This window comes from Streptomyces sp. RKAG337 (assembly GCF_023701715.1).
Lineage (GTDB): Bacteria > Actinomycetota > Actinomycetes > Streptomycetales > Streptomycetaceae > Actinacidiphila.
In genome coordinates this window covers 7,800,499-7,818,265 of sequence record NZ_JAJOZA010000001.1, presented here as the reverse complement: position 1 = coordinate 7,818,265, position 17,767 = coordinate 7,800,499, and the positions used below count along the sequence as shown (strand labels likewise).

The window sequence follows — 17,767 nt, the reverse complement described above, 5'->3', positions numbered from 1 at the left end:
GCTCGCCTTCGCGGCCGGCGCGCCTTCGACCCGGAGACGGCCGTGGAGTCGGCGCTGTCCGAGATCCTCACGTACATCCCGCACCTGCCGGGCCAGGTACGGGCCCGGCCGGCCGAACTGGACGCGATGGCCGAGGACTTCGACCTCGTACGGCGGCTGCCGGACCACGCCGCGCTGTTCGGACTGCAGCGGATGGCCGCCCACGCCGACAGCTATCTCCGGCCCACGGCCGTCCGCCCGCTGGCGGAGCTGTACAGCGGGGGAGCGGACGCGTTCGGGTTCGGGCGATCTGCTCGACGACGTGGTGCTGTGCCGTGACGCACTCGTCGGAGCGGGCTTCGATGTGATCGTGGTCGACCAGACGACCCCGGAACAGGAGCAGCTGGGACTGCGGACGGTCTGCACGCTGGGTGCCGGGCTGCTGCCCATCGACTTCGGCTGGACGCGGCAGCGTGCCCTGAACATGCCCCGGCTGCGGTCGGCGTTCCGCCGCGCCGGACTGCGGGACACGGATCTGGCGGACGGCGAACTGCGCCGGGTGCCGCACCCGTTCCCGTGAGCCGGAAACGGGTGGCGGTACGGCCGGTCGTACCGTCGGTCGTAACGCCGCGGAGACTTACGGCCCCGCCGCGCGACCGCGACACGGACAGGACGTGTTCGCGGTCGCGCGGCGGGTGTTCGCCTCGGTCAGGCGGTGCAGCTGGTGGTGCTGGTCGTGCTGCTGCACGTGCTGGTGCTGCTGCAGCTGGTGGACGAGCCGAGCATGACCTCGCTGGCGTCCGAGTAGTCGGTGATCTCGAAGGTCTCCGACTCGAGCTCCAGGATTTTCCAGGGCGAGCGACTCCAGGGGGCTGTTCGACATTGTGACTCCTCGTCAACACTGGCCGGGCCGGCCGGACCCAGCGGTCCATCCGGGGGGAACGGCGCCTGCGCGGGAACGTTCGCGGGGGAATCACGAATCATGCGGGATTCGCGAGCCTCACGGGGTTCCGTGCGCTGCGCCTGCTTCTTTTCTACGCGGGTCCGCTGGCAGATCGCCGCGCGTACCGCTGTCACCTCACTGTCGGGCAGGCCACCCTGGCAACCCCTACCCGGACCGGAGCGTGCCGCCCATGACCCCGACCGCCCGTCGACACGGCCCCTGTGCTGGCCGGAGTGCCGGACGTCCTGCGGCCCGCCGTCGAGCTCTACCTGGACGTCCACCGGCACCCCGAGCTTGTCCGGGGCCGAGGAGCGCACGGCGGGCGGCTGGCGGAGCGGCTCGGTGCGTCGGGATACCGGGTCACCACCGGCATCGGCGGCCACGGCGTTGGTGGGTGCCTGCGCAACGGCCCGGCCCGGTGGTGCTGCTGCGCACCGAACTCGACGCGCTGCCCGTCAAGGAGCGCACCGGCCTGTCGTACGCCAGCGACCGTCATCGCGCCCCGGCGGTGACGGGCAGCCGTCCCCGTCATGCACGCCTGCGGCCACGACATGCACCTCGCCTGCGCGGCCGGCGCGGCCGCGCTGCTGTCCCGGACCGCCGGGCACTGGTCCGGCACGGTCATGGTCGTCGGCCAGCCGGCGGAGGAGACCCTGACCGGCGCGCGGGCCATGCTCGACGACGGCCTCTACACCCGGTTCGTCCTCCCGACGTGGTGCTCGCCCAGCACACCGTCCCGCTGCCCGCCGGATGGTCGCGCACGCGGCCGGGCCCGTGCTGGCGGGCAGCGCGATGCTGCAGGTGATCGTGCACGGGCGCGGTGGTCATGCGGGGGCCCGCATCTGACGGTCGACCCCGTGGTCACCGCGGCGGCCATCGTGCTGCGGCTGCAGACCGTCGTCGCCAGGGAGACCAGCCCGGCGACCAGGGTCGTGATCACCGTCGGATCGCTGCACGCCGGCACCCGCGGCAATGTCGTCCCCGATCACGCCACCCTGGACATCTCCGTCCGCGCCTTCACCCAGGAGTCCCTCGACCGGGCGACCGGCGCCGTGCGGCGGGTGGTGCGAGCCGAGTGCGCGGCATCGGACTGCCGGCGGAGGCCCGTCATCAGCACCGTGTCCCGTCCATCCCACCGGGCCGACCACGGGACGGCGGCGCGGTGCTGCGCGCGCACCAGCGCGCCTTCGGGCCGCAGCGGGTGGCCGTCTGGCCGCCGTCGCTGGCGACCGAGGACTTCCCGCTCTACGGGCCCGCCGGGGCGTCCCTGCACGGCGTCGAGGGCATACGGACGGCCTACTGGATGCTCGGCTCGGTCGGGCCCAAGCAGTGGGCCGAGGCTCCGGGCGACTCGGCGGCCGCCAAAACTGGCCGCGCTGCCGCCACCACGCTCCGGAGTTCCGCCCGGACCGCGCTCACCGTCCCCGCGGGCATCACGGCCCTGACGTCAGCCGCCCTCGCGCACCTGGACCCGCCGGGGAGCCCGGAGGGCCGGTGACGAGGCGGAGGGGTTCAGGACGGGTCGTGGTTGACCTCGGAGGCCATCCGCGGGTGCAGCACGCCGGGGTAGAGCCGGGCCTTGGCCACCGGTTCCGCGACACCGCCCTGCGGCACCATCTCGACGACGCCCAGGGGCTGTCCGGCAGGAGCACCGTGACGACGTACGAGGCCGAGCAGCCCATGCACTCGTACCGGTCCTCCCAGACCTCCACGTCGACCAGGCTGCCGGGGTTCCGCGCGACGTGCTTGTGCAGGGCGTGGCAGCGGCCGCACTTCTCGCCGGGCTCGCAGGTGCTGCCGCACGGACACGGCAGGTCCAGCCGGACGGGGGGCTGCCAGCGCTGGACGCGGCACGCCTCCGCCGTCTGCGAGGTGTGGCGCATCGCCAGGATGTTGCGGGCGGCGACGTTGTACGTCTCACCCGTCGCGGTCATCCGGTCGCGGATCACGTCCTTGCGGGCACGGTTCGTCGTCATACAGTCCTCCAGCGGTTTTCCACGCGGTCCCGCAGAAGGCCGGGAAGACCGGACTGAGGCGATGGCGTGAGTCGATGACCCTTGTCCTCGCCCTCACGACCCACCTGCGCGGTCCGGGCTCGGAACAGGCAGACGCGGCTGCCGTCCTCAAAGGTACCCGGAATCGACGCCCCCGATTTCCCCCCGGCCGCGCGGGCCGCGGACCACGAAGGGGTCGTGGTGCTATGCGGGGTGCCGTCCGGGTGCGGGGCGGCGCTGACCGGGGCGTCCCAGTCGATGCGGTAGCCGGTCTGCCAGGCCGACTTCTCCGGCTTGTTCAGCTTCATCACCAGCGGCAGCAGCAGATCCCGCAGCACCCGCCCGACCGGGCCCGCGGCCTTGTTGCTGTTGGTGCGGTCGGCCGCCTTGATGATCCGCTCGACGCGGGGCCTGCGCAGCTCCTCGTAGCGGCGAACGCCTCCTCGTGCGGCAGGTCGCGCAGGCAGCGGGCCAGCTGGACGGCGCTCTCGACGGCGAGCGAGGCGCCCTGTCCCGAGCTGGAGGAGGCGGCGTGCGCCGCGTCGCCGATGAGCACCATCCGCCCCCGGCTCCAGGCCGGCACCCGCGGCATGTTCTCCATGGGGCCGGCGATCAGCAGATCGGCGGGGTCGGTCCTGCGCAGCAGCTCCGCGGCGGGGACCCGGTCGCCGGTGAACGCCGCGGCCAGGACGCGCAGCCACTCCTCGGCGCCGGTCTCCGCGGCCTCGGCCACGGTCATCGGTTCCGGATGCGGCAGGTTCACGAACCACACGCCCGAGGAGTCGTCGTGCACCTGGTAACCCAGGAAGGCGCGTTTGCCGAACGCCATGTACATCATTCCGCCGGTCGACGGCAGCCCGGTGTCCTTGACCGGGGCGCCGAAGCTGAACAGGCCGCCGTAGTGGGGCCGTGGCGCGTCCGGGTCGATGAGCGCACGCACCGTCGAGCGGATGCCGTCCGCCCCGATCAGCACATCGGCCTCGGCCGTCGTCCCGTCCGCGAAGTGCGCGGTCACACCGCCGGGGGTCTCCCGCGCGGCGACCAGCCGCTTGCCGTGCACGGTGCGGACCCCGCGACGGGCCGCCTCGTCGAGGAGCGCCCGGTACAGATCGGCGCGCCAGACGAACCGCGCCGACTCCACACCGGGCGGGCTGCCGAACTCGCCGAGCCGCTTGCCGTTCCCGCTCTGCAGGACGATGGCCGTGGTGGGTGTGCCGATCGCGCGCACGAGGTCGCCGAGTCCGATGACGTCGAGGGCGGCCAGACCGTTGGGGGCGAGTCCCAGCCCGCCGCCCACACCGTCCGCGGTGCCGGCGTAGGCCTCGTACACCGTGGCTTCGATACCGGCCCGGTGCAGGGCCAGCGCGGCGACCGGGCCGCCGATGCCACCGCCGATGACGAGGGCGCTGCGGGTGGTGGAGGAGGGCGTGGTGGAGGACATGACACGATCCTTTCCGGTCGGGGCGGCCGAACTCTCGATGGATCGATAGTTGCAGTGCAACTAGTCTTGAGTCAACTAGTAAATGTGTGGGTAGTATCAGGGCATGAGCCCTCCCCCTCGCAGTTCCCCGCTGGCCCTGACCGTCCTGTGCCTGCTGCACTACAAGCCGCTGCACCCGTACGGCGTGCAGCGGCTCATCAAGCAGTGGGGCAAGGACCAGGTCGTCAACGTCAGCCAGCGCGCGGGCCTCTACCGGACGATCGAGCGGCTGCTCGCCGCGGAGCTGATCACGGTCCGGGAGACCGAACGCGACCACCAGTACCCCGAGCGGACCGTGTACGAGCTGACCGACGCCGGGCGCGCGACCACGCGCGAATGGCTGGACACGATGCTCGCCGCGCCCAAGCAGGAGTTCCCCGAGTTCCCGGCGGCGCTGTCCTTGCTGCTGCTGTTCACCCCGCAGGAGATGCTGGCCGCGCTGGAGCGCCGCGCAGACGCGCTCACCGACACCCTGGCCGGCCTCGACGCGAGCCTGGCCGCCGAGAGCGCCCGCGGGCTGCCGCGGATCTCCCTGCTGGAAACCGAATACCTCCGCGCCGTGACGGCCGCGGAGGTTCAGTGGGTGCGCTCGGTGGTGGACGATCTGCGGGCCGGCCGGCTGTCCTGGTCGCCGGAGGCGCTGGACGCCCTCGCCGACGGACAGGAGCCCGCGGCCGGCGGCTGACCGCCATCGCGGTCGGCGGGTCAGTTCACGACGGCGACGGGGGCGTCCCAGGCGTTGTGGTCGACGGTGACGGTGGCTCCGCCGAAGGTCTCCTTCTTGTTCACCGCGTACTGGTGGCCGCGGCGGTGGCCGGTCCACAGGCCGGAGGCGAAGGGGAAGCCCGTGGTGGTGTCGGCGTTGCTGTCGTAGCGGGCGTACCAGAGGGCGTCCGGGAGGTCCGCCTTGTGGCTGCCGGCGGCGGTGGCGATCGCGGCGGCACTGGACTGGCTGAACCCGTAGAAACCGGCCCAGTAGCCCTTCGCGTGCGCTGCCCGGTCCCAGGCCTGCACATAGGTCAGCACGGACTGGACGCAGGAGGCGTTGCCGATGTCGAACGCCTCCATGTCCAGGTAGATCGCACTGCCGGAGCGCATCCCCAGCGCCGACGCCTTCGCGACGGCGTCCGCGCCGTCCGCCGTGCCCAGTGAGGCGGCGTTGGCGGCGGTGATCCGCTCCGGGTTCCTGCTGGTCTGGCAGGGCGGCTGCGCCCCGACGTACAGCGGGATCAGCTGCCAGCCGGCCGTGTGCACGGACCGGACCCAGGAGCTGGTCAGCTGCGGCTGCGCGCAGCCGCGGTTCTTTCCGCCGATGTAGACGGCGGCGGCGCCGTACGGCGAGCTCTTGCGCCAGGCGTTCATGGTGGTCAGATTCGGGGCGGTGCAGGTGTCGAAGGCCTGACCGGTGAAGACCCGCGCCGCAGGCAACCGCACCACGGTGCTCGACTGCCCCGCCGCCGGCTGCCCACCGGCACGCGTGCCCGCGGCGGTGGTGGCGGCCGGGGTCGCGTGGGCCGACGCGCCGCCCGGGGTCCCGGCCGGCGGCGTGGTGCTCCCCGGCGAGGAGGCACCCGCCGCCGGCTTGACCGCTCCCGGGACGGACGGCTTGACGGATCCGGCGGTGGCGCCGGTGCCGGCGGCGCCGTCCGGCCCGGTCCCATCGGCAACGTTCTCGGACTGCTGTGTGTCGTCGTTCCCCCGCGAGGACACGGCCTCGGCCGCGATGGCGCCGCCGCCCGCGAGAAGGATCAGGCTGGCGACGGACAGCGCTATGTAGCGGCGCTGCTTGGGCTGACGACGGTTCGACACGGAGTCCTCAACAGGTGGGCGGGGCGGCGCGGATCAGCACCGGCGGTGCGTTGATCGACTGAGTAAATATCACTTTCTCCGCCGTGTCGCCAAAACCCTGGAGGTCGAGCTGGTACTCGGCCGACCGGTGTGTCGGTATGTAGCCGAGTTCGTCGTTGATGGCCCGCATGTGCCGGTTGCTGTCGGCGGTGTCGGTCAGCAGACCGGCGAGCGCGGGATGGCCCAGCCGGGCCTGCCGGATCGACTCGGCCTTCATCCAGCGGCCGAGGCCGTGCCCGCGGTGCTCGGGCAGCACGCCCGTGCCGTAGTGCTGGCCGTCGCCCGTACCGTCCCCGGGGACGACCAGTTCGCTGAATCCGGCGATGGAGCCGTCGGACACGTCGACGGCGGCGACCGTGTGCAGCAGATCCCCGCGCTTCGCGACCGCCTCGGCCACGGACCGGACCCGCTCCACGTCCCAGACGACCGTGCCGTAGTGGGTGTCGTCCATCGGCATGTCGTCCATGGCCCGGCGCGACGCGGCGAACGTCCCGGCGAGGTCGTCGGGGACGGTTCCGGCCCAGGAGACCAACCGGTAGCCGGGGTGCGGGCGTTCAGTGATGCCGGTGAGCGCGGCGAGGTCCGCGCGCTCCAGCGGGAGCCGGGTGTAGGTCAGGGTCAGCACCTTGCGGAAGCCCCTGGCCGGCAGGAACAGGTCACCGGGGGAGTCGGCTTCGGTCTGGGCGAGGACGCAGCGCCGGCCGGCCGCGCGTGCGGCGGCCACGGCCGCCTCCAGCAGCAGGGAGCCGGTGCCGTGGCGGCGCTCGGCCGGATGCACCCGCACTTCCAGCTCGGCGAGATGATCCTGGCCGGTGCGGGTGAAGACGCGCAGGAACGCGGATCCGACCGGGGTGCCCGTGGCGTCGGCGGCCAGCCAGGCGAGCCGGTAGCCGGAGGGGGTGGTGTCGGGGTCGGTCAGCGGGGTGATGCTGATGGGCAAGGTGACTCCGTCGGAGAGAGGTGGAGGGCGGCAGAACGCTGGTCCGGCTGCTGAGAGCTCGTACGCATCCGCTGCACACCTCCTGCCGACGGCGCCGGTCCGCGGTCGTGGACGGCCAGGAGAACGTAACGGCCGCGCCCAGCCCGCCGCAACGGGAAATGCGCACACCCCGGACCTCCCGGAGCGTGCGCACTCCCTCCCGCCCGCCCGGACCGGTCAGCCGGTCCGGGCAGTCCGGTGGGCCACCCGGTCAGCCGGTCCTGGTCAGCGTGAGGTCGTCTACGTCGAACAGGAACCCGCCGCCGCCGTTGAAGACGAGGTACAGGCCGGTGCCCGCACTCGGGGTGAGGGAGGCCGCGACATCGGCGAAGGTGTCCCAGCTGCCGGTGACCGGGACGGTGACGGTGCCCAGCAGCGGGCCGGTGGGCGAGCCGGCGTGGACGGCGGTGGTGCCGCCGGAGCCCGCCGAGGCGACCCGCAGGGAGATCCGGGTGAGGTGGGAGGTGTCCTCACCGGCGAAGGCGATCCAGTCGCCGGCCTCGATGTAGCCGGCGGTGCGGGCACCGTGGGCCCCCGCGTGGTCCGCGGCCTGGACCCCGTTCTGGCTCGTCCAGTTCTCGGCCTGGAGCGTGGTCGTGGTGGGGGCCGTCGAGCCGGGGGAGAGAGTGATGTCGTCGACGTCGAACAGCGCGCCCTGCCCTCCGGAGTAGGTCAGGTACAGGCCTGGTGCGGTGCCGGCGGCAAGGGGCGTCGACACGTTCGTGAACGTCTCCCAACTGCCGGTCACCGGCACGGCGACGGAACCGAGGAGCGGGCCCGCGGCAGAGCCGGAGTGGAATCCGATGGTGCCTCCCGCGCCCGCGGAGGCGACCCGCACGCTCACCGTCGAAGCGGTCCGCGGGTCGAGGGCGGCGTAACCGCTCCAGTCGCCGTTGTCGATGTAGCCGGCGGTCGCTCCGCCGTGCGCCGCCGCGTGCGCGGCGGCCTGGACTCCGCTCTGGCTGCTCCAGGCCTCACCCTGAACGGTCGTACCGCCGGGCGAGCCGACCGGGTTGTTGCAGGCGGAGGCGACGGCTCCCGCGACGGTGCGGATGCCGCCCAGCACCAGCGTGGTGAACGCGGGATCGGCCCAGCTCTCCTGGGTGTGGCCCATGCCGGTGTACCAGGCGCGTCCGCCGTCATAGGGGTGGCACCAGGTGTTGGGATGGTCGCCGCCCATGGTGCCGCCGGAGTAGCTGCTCTCGTCGAGTGCGGTCAGGACGTGCACCTGCGCGCGGGGGTTGGCGCGGTAGTTGTACCACTCGTCGGTGCGGGTCCAGCGGGCCGGCAGGTGGGCGGTGGCCGGGTCGGTGCGGTCCTCCACGGTGACGGCGGCCTGCTGGATGGCGGGATGTGAGTCGAAGTACGCCCCGACCAGGCTTCCGTACCAGGGCCAGTCGTACTCGGTGTCGGCCGCGGCGTGCACTCCGGCGTAGCCGCCGCCCGAGCGGATGTACTGCTCGAACGCGGACTGCTGGGCGGCGTCGAGGACGTTGCCGGTGGTGCTGAGCCAGATCACCGCCTGGTACTGGCCGAGGTTGGCGGTGGTGAAGGCGGCGCCGTCCTCGGTGGCGTCGACGCCGAAGCCGTTGTCCTGGCCGAGTTTCTGGATGGCGGCGATCCCGGCCGGTATGGAGTCGTGGCGGAAGCCGGCGGTCTTGGAGAAGACCAGCACCTTGAAGGACGGCGCGGCCTGGGCGGAGCAGGTCAGGGCGAAGGGGGCGAGCAGGCCGAGCAGCGCGGCGGCCAGGGTCGGCAGCAGCGGCCGGCGGCGCGCGCCGTGCCTGCGGCGGAACCGGATGGGTGGGTACATGGAGTGCCTTTCCGCGGTTCGAGGGGGGAGCGGTGCGGGCGTGCGCGCCATCAGGCGCCGCGGGTGAGGGTGAAGTCGTCCACGTCGAAGAGGTAGTCGCTGCCGCCGGTGAAGGTCAGGCAGAGCGTCGTCGCGGGGTTCGCGGTGAGGGTCGTGGAGACGTCGGCGAAGGTCTCCCAGCCGCCGGTGCCGGTGACGGCCACGGTGCCCAGGACCGTTCCGGTGGCCGATCCGGCCCGGATCTGCAGGGTGCCGCCGGCGCCGGCGGAGGCGACCCGGGCGCTGAAGCGGGTGACCTTCGACAGGTCCAAGCCCGCGTAGGTCGCCCAGTCGCCGCTGTTGATGTAGCCGGCGGTCTTCCCGCCGTGCGCGGCCGCGTGGTCGGCGGCAGCAGCCCGCCGGTGGCGGTCCAGATCTCCGCCTGGGTGACGGTGGTGAGGGCGGCGCCGTTGGTGACGGTGAAGTCGTCGACGTCGAAGAGCGAACCGCCGGTGCCGCCGTGGAAGACCAGGAAGAGTCCGCTCGTCGGGGACGGGGTCAGCGGGAGCGTCAGGCTGGTGTAGTTCTCCCAGCCGCCGGTGACGGGGATCGTGACACTGCCGAGCAGCGGTCCGGTGGCCGATCCGGCACGGGCTTCGAGGGTGCCGCCGATGCCGCCGGAGGCGACCCGTACGGTCAGGCCGTTGGCGTGGCTGAGGTCGGTTCCGGCGTATCCGGCCCAGTCGTTGTTGTCGATGTAGCCGAGGGTCTGGCCGCCGTGCGCGGTGGCGTGCGGGGCGGTCTGGACGCCCGCGGAGCTGGTGAACGCCTCGCCCTGGACGGTGCCCGGAACGGTGCCGGACCCGCCGAAGGTGAACTGGTCGAGGTCGTAGAGGTTCCCGGCGCCGCCTTTGAACACCCAGTACAGGGTGTGGGTGCCGCTCGGAGCGGTGACGGCTCCGGTGACGTCGGTGAAGGTGTTCCAGTCGCCGGTGACCGGAACCGTGGCGGATCCGATGAGCGTGCCGGTGGGGGAGTCGGCCCGCAGTTCGAGGGTGCCGCCGGAGCCGGCCGAGGAGGCGCGGGCGGTGAAGGTGGTGATGCCGGCCAGGTTGTAGGGGGTGAACGAGATCCAGTCGCCGTTCTCGATGTAGCCGACGGTGGTGCCGCCCTCCGCCGCGTCATGACTGGCGGGCTGGACGCCGCTGGAGCCGGTGTAGTACTCGGCCTGCTTGGTCGCGGTGGGTGTGATGTTGGTGGCGGTGCCGGTCAGCGCGGGCTGGCCGTTCGCGCCGTTGTCGGTGTACGAGGCGCGCCAGACGCCGAACAGGTTGGCGGAGCCGGCGTGTTCACCGTCGACGACGGTCTGGATGGTGCCCGAGCAGCCGGTCGCGTCGGTCATGGCGTGCGCGTGGCTGTCGTGCCCGAGCAGGTACTGGACCTGGACCCGGGAGCAGTCGACGGCGCTGTCCTCGGCGTCGGTGACGGTGACCCGGAAGGGGACGGCGTCGCCGAAGTGGAAGATCTGGCCGTTGGCGGGCGCGGTGATGGTCAGGACCGGTGCGGTGTTGCCGACGGTGACGGTGACGCTCGCGGTGCCGGTCAGCCCGTGGGTGTCGGTGACGGTGAGTCTCGCCGGGTACTGGCCGTTGTCGGGGTAGGTGTGCGCCGGGTTGGCGGCGGTGGAGTCGGTGCTGCCGTTGCCGTCGAAGTCCCAGGCGTAGGTGAGCGCGTCACCGTCCGGGTCGGTGGTGCCGGCCGAGGAGAAGGTGACCGCCAGTGGCGCCTGGCCCGAGGACGGGGTGGCGGCGGCCTGGGCGACGGGCGCGCGGCCGTCGGCGCCGATCGCCTCGATGCGGTACAGGCCGGAGTAGGAGTCGCCGTCGCCGAAGCCGGTGCCGTAGTCCAGGACGTACAGCGCGCCGTCCGGGCCGAAGGCCATGTCCATGACCTGGGTGCCGGTCCAGGGGAAGTCGGTGATGGTGCCCGCGCTGCCGTCCGCGTTGACCTGCACGTCCTTGATCCAGCGGCGGCCGAACTCGCCGATGAAGGCATGCCCGTCGTAGGACTGCGGGAACTTCACCGAGGAGACGAGGTTCGGGTCGTAGTGGTAGACCGGGCCGCCCATGGGTGACTCGCTGCCGCAGCCGAACTGGGTGATGCTGCAGTCGTCGTACTTGATCCAGGACGACCGGGCGGCCGGGAGTTTGCTGATCCCGGTGTTGTTGGGCGAGCTGTTGACGGGGCCGCCCGCGCAGTCGAACTTCGTGCCCGAGGTGTTGGTGCCGAAGTCGAAGGCGTTGTACGTCTCGTCGGTGGTGTTGGTGCCGGTGCAGTACGGCCATCCGTAGAAGCCGGGTGAGGTCACCCGGTCGAACTCGACCTGGCCGCCCGGTCCCCGGGTGGCGCTCAGCGCTCCGGCGTCCGGCCCGTAGTCGCCGATGTAGACGGTGCCGGTCGGGCGGTCGACGCTCATGCGGAACGGGTTGCGGAAGCCCATCGCGTAGATCTCGGGCCGGGTCTTCGCCGTGCCCGGCGCGAACAGGTTCCCGGCCGGGACGGTGTACGTTCCGTTGGCCTCGGGGTGGATGCGCAGCAGCTTGCCGCGCAGGTCGTTGCTGTTGGCGGCGGAGCGCTGGGCGTCGTAGGCCGGGTTGCGCGACGCGCGGGTGTCCAGCGGGCTGTAGCCGTCGGAGGAGAAGGGGTTGGAGTCGTCGCCGGTGGTCATGAAGAGGTTGCCCGCGGCGTCGAAGTCCAGGTCGCCGCCGACATGGCAGCACATGCCGCGGTTGGTGGCGATCTGCAGGAGCTGCTTCTCGCTGGCGGGGTCGATGGTGTCGTCGGCCCGCAGGGTGAAGCGCGAGAGCTGGTTGTGCCCGGCGAAGGGCGCGAAGTCGGCGGCCGTCCCGTCGGAGGGGGCGTCGCCCGCCGGGGTGTTCAGGACGGGTGAGTAGTAGACGTAGATCCAGTGGTTGGTGGCGACGGCCGGGTCGGTGGTGATGCCCTGGATGCCCTCCTCGTCGTGGGTGTAGACGGGCAGCGTGCCCGCGACGGAGGTGGTGCCGGCCGCGTCGGTCTTGAAGATGGTGCCGCGCCGGTCGGTGTGCAGGACCGTGCGGTCGGGGAGCACCGCCAGGCTCATCGGCTCGCCGGTCTGCGCGGTGCCCCGCGCGAGCTGCACCTGCTGGAAGGCGGCCGCGGCGGCCGGGTGCGGGCCGTCGTGGGCGGCCGCCGGGGCAATGGCTCCGGTGGCGCCCAGCAGGAGCAGTGCCGAGGCCGGCAGAGCGGTGAACAGGGTGCGGAACCGGACGCGGTGTGGACGTGGACGTCTCGCGGGCCTTGCGGGCAGGAGGCTTGCGGGCAGGACTGAACGCACGGGGTTCCCCTTCCAGGGCAGCGCGAAGCCGCCTTGCGGAAGGACGCCCCGCCGAGGCGTCCGGTGACCGGTCCTCCTGAACTCTCAGGAGGTGTTCGTTAGTTGAGGGGAGAAAGTAAGTGGGGTGAGGGCCGTCGTCAAGAGGTCCCGCACCGGTTATCGGTGTGCCGCGGAGCCGCCGCGCGGCAGCGGGAGCCGCGCGGTGTCGATGGCGTCGATGATCGACGACGCTCCGCCCCTGGCCGCCGCGGTGAAGCCGAGGGTGGACAGCGCGACCTGACAGCCGCCGAGGTTCGGCGCGATGGTGTGCGCGGCGAGCGTGCGCCGGGCGGGCGGCATGATCCAGGGCGCCAGCGTCACGAAGTAGCCGCCGAGGATGAGGGCCTGAGGGTTGAACAGATTGAGCAGGATCGCCGATCCGCGGCCCAGCCACTCGCCGACCCGGACCAGCGCGGCGGTCGTCCGCGGGTCACCGGCCTCGGCCCGGCGGGCCACCTCGGCGACCTTCGCGGCCAGGTCGGTCAGCGGTTGCGCCGTACTGCCGGCCAGGTCCGGCGCCGCCTGCTGGATGATCGAGCCGATGCCGACCAGTGCTTCGAAGCAGCCCCTGCGGCCGCAGCCGCACAGCGGCCCGTCCTGCATCAGCGTGATGTGCCCGACTTCGCCGCCGTACCCCGAAGAGCCGCGCATCAGCGCGCCGTTGATGATCACGCCACCGCCCACTCCGACCTCACCGGTCAGATAGACGAGGTTCTGGGTGTGCGCCAGCGCACCGCGCCGGTACTCGCCGACCGCGCCGAGGTTGGCGTCGTTGTCCAGCGACAGGGCGACGCTGCTGTCGTCGAGCTGCTCCCGGAAGCGGTCGACGAGCGGGAACTCGTGCCAGCCGAGGTTCGGCGCCTCCGCCACCTCGCCGTCCGAGGTGCCGATCAGACCGGGGACCGCGATCGTGATGCCGAGCACCTCGCGGTGCTGGCGCGCCATCTCACCCATCGCCCGGCGGGCCAGATCGGCCAGCCGCACGACGCAGCCCTCAGCACCCAACTCGGCTGCCTGGACGGGCTCGTGCCAGGTCAGGACGTCGCGTTCGGCCAGGTCGACCATGACCGCCGACAGGTAGTCGACGTTCACCTCCAGGCCGAGCGCGGTGAAGCGCCGGCCGTCGAGGGTGAGCATGACGGCGGGCCGGCCGATCCGCCGCTCCTCGCTCGCCCCCACCTCGACGACGATGCCGCGGGTGATCAACTCGGCGACGATGTTGGAGATGGTGGCCTTGTTCAGCCCGGTACCGGCGGCCACTTCGGCCCGCGAACACGGTGCCTCGCGGCGGATGAAGCGCAGAACGACGGCGAGATTGGTCTCCCGGACATCGATGAAGTCGACAGCTCCGCTGCTGACGGGCCGCATGGCACACCCCTTTGTGCGAAGCATTGACAGTCGTTAGTCGCGACCACAAACTAAGTCGCACCGCACCGGGGAGTCAAGGTTCCGACTGCCCCTCACGTCACCCTAATCGACCGGTAATCGCAGGTCACAGAGGTGCGCCAGGGCCGGTGCCGCTCCGCCGCACAGCCGCACACGTACCGCCGCTCAGCACCACAGCCGCTTACGTACCGCCGCTCTCTGGCGCCACCGAGGAGGTCTCCGTGACCGCCACCGCAGATCCACCCCTGCTCGCGATGCGGGGAATCGTCAAGGAGTTCCCGGGTGTTCGCGCTCTGGACGGGGTGGACCTCGAGGTCCGCGCCGGCGAAGTGCACTGTCTGCTGGGGCAGAACGGGGCCGGCAAGTCCACGCTGATCAAGGTGCTGTCCGGCGCCCACCACCCCGACGCGGGTGAACTGCTCTGGCAGGGCCAGCCGGTACGGCTCTCCCACCCCACCGCCGCCATGCGGCTCGGCGTCGCCACCATCTACCAGGAACTCGACCTCGTGCCCGGCCTCAGCGTGGCCGAGAACATCTTCCTCGGCCATGAACCGGCCTCCTTCGGTGTCACCCGGCGCGGCGAGACGCACCGCGGCGCCCGCGCACTGCTCGGACGCCTCGGACACGCCGAGATCCCGCCGTCGCGACCCGTCGGCCAACTGGCCGCAGCCGCGCAGCAGGTCGTCAGCATGGCCCGCGCGCTGTCGCACGACGCCCGGCTGATCGTGATGGACGAACCGTCCGCCGCCCTCGCGCACGACGAGGTCGCCAACCTCTTCCGGATCATCCGCGAGCTCGCCGCCACCGGGGTGGCCGTCGTCTACATCTCGCACCGGCTGGAGGAGATCCGCGAGATCGGCGACCGCATCACCGTCCTCAAGGACGGCCGCACCCGGGCCGTCGGACTGCCCGCCCGCACTACCCCGACCGCCGACGTGGTCGCCCTGATGACCGGCCGCGCCGTGGAGCACACCTTCCCCCGCCGGCCCGCGCCGGGAATGCGCAAGGGCGGTCCCGAAGTACTGCGCGTCGAGGGGCTGTCGGTGGCGGGCCGCGTCCACGACGTCTCGTTCAGCGTCCGGGCCGGCGAGATCGTCGGGATCGCGGGACTGGTGGGCTCCGGCCGCTCCGAGATCCTGGAGGGGATCTACGGCGCCCGTACCCCATTGGCCGGCCGGGTCCTGCTCGACGGTGCGCCCCTGCGCGCGGGCAGCACCACGGCGGCCGTCCGCCGGGGCATGGGGTTCGCCCCCGAAGAACGCAAGTCGCAGGCGCTGCTCATGCTGGAGAGCGTCGGACGCAACATCACCGTCGCCTCGCTCAGCCGCTACACCCGCTACGGCTGGTTCGACCGCCGCCGCGAATCGGCCGACGCGGTCCGGCAGATCGCCGCCGTACAGCTGCGCCCCGACGATCCGGAGCGGCCGGTGCGCACCCTGTCGGGCGGCAACCAGCAGAAGGCGGTGCTGGCCCGCTGGCTGCTGCGCCGCTGCAAGGTGCTGCTGCTGGACGAACCGACCCGGGGCGTCGACGTCGGCGCCCGCAGTGAGTTGTACACGCAGATGAGAGCGCTGGCCGACGCGGGTCTCGCGATCGTGCTGGTGTCCAGCGAGGTGCCGGAGGTGCTCGGTCTGGCCGACCGGATCCTCGTACTCCGCGAAGGCCGGGTGATCCACGCCTGCGACGCGGTGGACATCGACGAACACGGGGTCCTCGACCTGGTGATGGAAGGAAGCGCGCTATGAGCGACACACCACACGCCCCCGCCCCGGACCTCTCCACTCCCGCCAGCGTTCCCGTCGCCGTTCCCGAGGCGGACGAGCACCGCCGGGTGGAGGAGCTCGCCGCGCACGCCGCCAAGGAGGGCGTACGCACCGGGCCGTTCGCCTCCCTCGGCGGAATCGGCGGCATCGGGGGACGCGGCGGGGGAGCCGGTGGCGGCCGGGGCGCCGGCGCGCTGCGGCACCTGGCGCTGGTGATCGCCCTGGGCATCCTGTGCGCCATCGGGGCCATCACCAAAGGCAGCAGTTTCGCGACCACCAGCAACATGGTGCTGATCCTCAGCCTCGCCGCCGTGATCGGGTGGTCACCGTCGGGATGACGTTCGTCATCATCGGCGGCGGCATCGACCTCTCGGTCGGCGCGCTGATCGCGCTGGCGTCGGTGTGGTCGACCACCACCGGCAGCCAGGCCCAGGGCCCGGCCGTCATGATCTTCACCTCCGTACTGGTCGGCACGCTCTGCGGGTTGCTGAACGGTCTGCTGATCGCCTACGGGCGGCTGGTCGCGTTCATCGTGACGCTGGCGACGATGGTGGCCACCCGTGGTCTGGCCGAGCAGCTCTCCGACCGCAAGTCGCAGATCGTCACCGCGGACACGTTCCTGTCCATCGCCGAGACCCGCTGGCTGGGCATGCCGTTGCTGGTCTACATCTTCGCCGCGGTCGTCGTGCTGGGCTGGCTGGTGCTGAACCGCACCACGTTCGGGCGCCGCACCTTCGCCGTCGGCGGCAACCCGGAGGCCGCCCGGCTGGCGGGCATCAACGTCCGGCTGCACACCTGTCTGCTCTACGTGGTCTCCGGTTTCTGCTGCGGCATCGCCGCCGTGATGCTCACCGCGCAGGCCAACACCGGTGCGAGCACCCACGGCATGCTCTACGAACTCAACGCCATCGCCGCGGTCGTCGTCGGCGGGACGCTGCTGACCGGCGGCTTCGGCTCCGTGCTCGGCTCGATCCTCGGCGTCCTGGTCTTCACGACCATCACCGACCTGTTCATCCTCAACAACCTCACCACCCCCATCCAGGAGATCGCCCAGGGCGCGATCATCATCGCCGTCCTGCTCATCCAGCGCTGGGGCCGTGGCCGGTCCGTCACCACCTGATTCGGAGACCGATATGAGCACCAGCTTGGACCGCAGACACGTCCTCTTCGGCGGGGCGGCGATCGGCGCGGGCGCCTTCCTCACCGGATGCACCAACAGCAGCGACAACGACAAGAGCGCCCCGCAGGTGAAGGCCGGCGCGTCCTCGTCGGGAGCGACCGCGGGCAAGGCGGTCACCATCGGGTTCTCGGCCCCGGCCGCCGACCACGGCTGGACCGCCGCGATCACCATCAACGCCAAGGCGCAGGCCCAGCAGTACTCCGACGTCACGCTCAAGGCGACCGAGGGCACCAACGACGTCGCCGCGCAGATCCAGCAGGTGCAGTCGCTGATCGACGCCAAGGTGGACGCGCTCGTCATCCTGCCCTTCGACGGCAAGGCCCTCACCGAGATCGCCAAGAAGGCGATGGCGTCCGGCATCCCGGTGATCAACCTGGACCGGATCTTCGCCAGCGGACTGGCCTACCGGACCTGGATCGGCGGCGACAACTACGGCATGGGCGTGAACGCCGGCACCTTCATCGCCCGCCGGATGAAGGCGGCGGGCAAGACCGATCCCGTCATCGTCGAGGTCGCCGGGATCGACAACCTCGAACTCACCCAGCAGCGCAGCAAGGGCTTCAAGGACGCGCTGGCTGCCAACGGGCTGCGGCTGGCCGCCCGGCAGGCCGCCGACTTCACCGCCGCCACCGGCCAGCGGGTGACCGCACAGCTGCTGCAGGCCACTCCGAAGATCGACGCGATGTGGAACCACGACGACGACCAGGGCATCGGCGTGCTCGCGGCGATCAAGCAGGCGCAGCGCGACAAGGAGTTCGTCGTGGTCGGCGGCGCCGGCTCCCGCAAGGCCATGGAGTCGATCAAGGCCGACGACAGCCCGGTGAAGGCCACGGTGCTCTACAGCCCGAGCATGGCGTCGTCCTCGATCACCGTCGCCCGGCTCATCGCCCAGGGCCATGGCATGGCCGACCTCGTCGAGCACGAGGTACCCGCCTCGGTCACCACCTTCTCGGCGGTGGTGACGAAGGAGAACGTCGACCAGTACATGGCCGTCGGCTTCTCGTAACA

Annotated in this window: 13 protein-coding genes and 5 pseudogenes; 8 read left to right on the top strand and 10 right to left on the bottom strand. The window is 71.8% G+C overall.

What is annotated here, in order from left to right:
* Both LNW73_RS34595 and LNW73_RS34590 read left to right on the top strand, forming a co-directional pair.
* A pseudogene (locus LNW73_RS34595) lies at positions 1-318 on the top strand (hypothetical protein); the annotation flags it as partial.
* Entirely contained in the window at positions 302-559 is a 258-nt protein-coding gene (locus LNW73_RS34590; RefSeq protein ID WP_250992752.1) for a YcaO-like family protein, read from the top strand. The pseudogene LNW73_RS34595 and the gene LNW73_RS34590, both read left to right, overlap by 17 nt.
* 128 nt (positions 560-687) lie before the next feature.
* Here the strand turns inward: LNW73_RS34590 and LNW73_RS36540 are convergent, their stop codons facing one another.
* Complete coding sequence (locus LNW73_RS36540; RefSeq protein WP_308407808.1) at positions 688-825, bottom strand: thiazolylpeptide-type bacteriocin; 138 nt, start codon at positions 823-825, stop codon at positions 688-690.
* Positions 826-1,452: 627 nt separating this feature from the next.
* On the opposite strand from LNW73_RS36540, the pseudogene LNW73_RS36535 reads away from it, so the two are divergent.
* Together LNW73_RS36535 and LNW73_RS36530 are read left to right on the top strand one after the other, a co-directional pair.
* Positions 1,453-1,944, top strand: a pseudogene (locus LNW73_RS36535) (M20/M25/M40 family metallo-hydrolase); the annotation flags it as partial.
* Between the two features lie 53 nt (positions 1,945-1,997).
* On the top strand, positions 1,998-2,420 hold the full coding sequence (locus LNW73_RS36530; RefSeq protein ID WP_250993141.1) for a hypothetical protein: 423 nt from the start codon (positions 1,998-2,000) through the stop codon (positions 2,418-2,420).
* A 14-nt stretch (positions 2,421-2,434) separates the two neighbouring features.
* Here the strand turns inward: LNW73_RS36530 and LNW73_RS34570 are convergent.
* The 3 genes and pseudogenes from LNW73_RS34570 to LNW73_RS34560 all read right to left on the bottom strand — a co-directional run bounded on the left by LNW73_RS34570 (position 2,435) and on the right by LNW73_RS34560 (position 4,357).
* A pseudogene (locus tag LNW73_RS34570) lies at positions 2,435-2,898 on the bottom strand (hypothetical protein).
* Positions 2,895-3,254: a hypothetical protein gene (locus tag LNW73_RS34565; RefSeq protein ID WP_250992751.1), complete on the bottom strand. Its 360-nt coding sequence runs from the start codon at positions 3,252-3,254 to the stop codon at positions 2,895-2,897. The pseudogene LNW73_RS34570 and the gene LNW73_RS34565 overlap by 4 nt, the downstream one beginning before the upstream one ends.
* On the bottom strand, positions 3,224-4,357 hold the full coding sequence (locus LNW73_RS34560; protein ID WP_250992750.1) for an FAD-dependent monooxygenase: 1,134 nt from the start codon (positions 4,355-4,357) through the stop codon (positions 3,224-3,226). The genes LNW73_RS34565 and LNW73_RS34560 overlap by 31 nt, the downstream gene beginning before the upstream one ends.
* 103 nt (positions 4,358-4,460) lie before the next feature.
* Here LNW73_RS34560 and LNW73_RS34555 point away from each other — a divergent pair, with 103 nt between their 5' ends.
* Complete coding sequence (locus tag LNW73_RS34555; RefSeq protein ID WP_250992749.1) at positions 4,461-5,081, top strand: PadR family transcriptional regulator; 621 nt, start codon at positions 4,461-4,463, stop codon at positions 5,079-5,081.
* Between the two features lie 20 nt (positions 5,082-5,101).
* Here the strand turns inward: LNW73_RS34555 and LNW73_RS34550 are convergent, their stop codons facing one another.
* The 6 genes and pseudogenes from LNW73_RS34550 to LNW73_RS34525 all read right to left on the bottom strand — a co-directional run bounded on the left by LNW73_RS34550 (position 5,102) and on the right by LNW73_RS34525 (position 13,798).
* Complete coding sequence (locus LNW73_RS34550; RefSeq protein ID WP_250988362.1) at positions 5,102-5,833, bottom strand: glycoside hydrolase domain-containing protein; 732 nt, start codon at positions 5,831-5,833, stop codon at positions 5,102-5,104.
* A gap of 379 nt (positions 5,834-6,212) precedes the next feature.
* Positions 6,213-7,184: a GNAT family N-acetyltransferase gene (locus LNW73_RS34545; RefSeq protein ID WP_250988361.1), complete on the bottom strand. Its 972-nt coding sequence runs from the start codon at positions 7,182-7,184 to the stop codon at positions 6,213-6,215.
* A gap of 250 nt (positions 7,185-7,434) precedes the next feature.
* Positions 7,435-9,036 (bottom strand): ThuA domain-containing protein, encoded by a 1,602-nt coding sequence (locus LNW73_RS34540; RefSeq protein ID WP_250992748.1) that lies wholly within the window; start codon positions 9,034-9,036, stop codon positions 7,435-7,437.
* Between the two features lie 50 nt (positions 9,037-9,086).
* Complete coding sequence (locus LNW73_RS34535; protein ID WP_250993131.1) at positions 9,087-9,380, bottom strand: carbohydrate-binding protein; 294 nt, start codon at positions 9,378-9,380, stop codon at positions 9,087-9,089.
* Positions 9,381-9,484: 104 nt separating this feature from the next.
* A pseudogene (locus tag LNW73_RS34530) lies at positions 9,485-12,364 on the bottom strand (carbohydrate-binding protein); the annotation flags it as partial.
* Positions 12,365-12,547: 183 nt separating this feature from the next.
* Complete coding sequence (locus LNW73_RS34525; RefSeq protein ID WP_250992747.1) at positions 12,548-13,798, bottom strand: ROK family protein; 1,251 nt, start codon at positions 13,796-13,798, stop codon at positions 12,548-12,550.
* 272 nt (positions 13,799-14,070) lie between these two features.
* Here LNW73_RS34525 and LNW73_RS34520 point away from each other — a divergent pair, with 272 nt between their 5' ends.
* From LNW73_RS34520 to LNW73_RS34510, 3 genes and pseudogenes are all read left to right on the top strand, one after another.
* Entirely contained in the window at positions 14,071-15,561 is a 1,491-nt protein-coding gene (locus LNW73_RS34520) for a sugar ABC transporter ATP-binding protein (RefSeq protein WP_250993130.1), read from the top strand.
* Between the two features lie 155 nt (positions 15,562-15,716).
* A pseudogene (locus LNW73_RS34515) lies at positions 15,717-16,699 on the top strand (ABC transporter permease).
* A gap of 13 nt (positions 16,700-16,712) precedes the next feature.
* Positions 16,713-17,765 (top strand): substrate-binding domain-containing protein, encoded by a 1,053-nt coding sequence (locus LNW73_RS34510; RefSeq protein ID WP_250979336.1) that lies wholly within the window; start codon positions 16,713-16,715, stop codon positions 17,763-17,765.
* Positions 17,766-17,767: the final 2 nt, after the last annotated feature.

Bases quoted from the DNA above. Each gene is read 5' to 3' on its own strand.
- LNW73_RS34560 (WP_250992750.1), bottom strand. From the start codon at position 4,357: ATGTCCTCCACCACGCCCTCCTCCACCACCCGCAGCGCCCTCGTCATC.
- LNW73_RS34555 (WP_250992749.1), top strand. From the start codon at position 4,461: ATGAGCCCTCCCCCTCGCAGTTCCCCGCTGGCCCTGACCGTCCTGTGC.
- LNW73_RS34540 (WP_250992748.1), bottom strand. From the start codon at position 9,036: ATGTACCCACCCATCCGGTTCCGCCGCAGGCACGGCGCGCGCCGCCGG.
- LNW73_RS34525 (WP_250992747.1), bottom strand. From the start codon at position 13,798: ATGCGGCCCGTCAGCAGCGGAGCTGTCGACTTCATCGATGTCCGGGAG.
- LNW73_RS34520 (WP_250993130.1), top strand. From the start codon at position 14,071: ATGCGGGGAATCGTCAAGGAGTTCCCGGGTGTTCGCGCTCTGGACGGG.
- LNW73_RS34510 (WP_250979336.1), top strand. From the start codon at position 16,713: ATGAGCACCAGCTTGGACCGCAGACACGTCCTCTTCGGCGGGGCGGCG.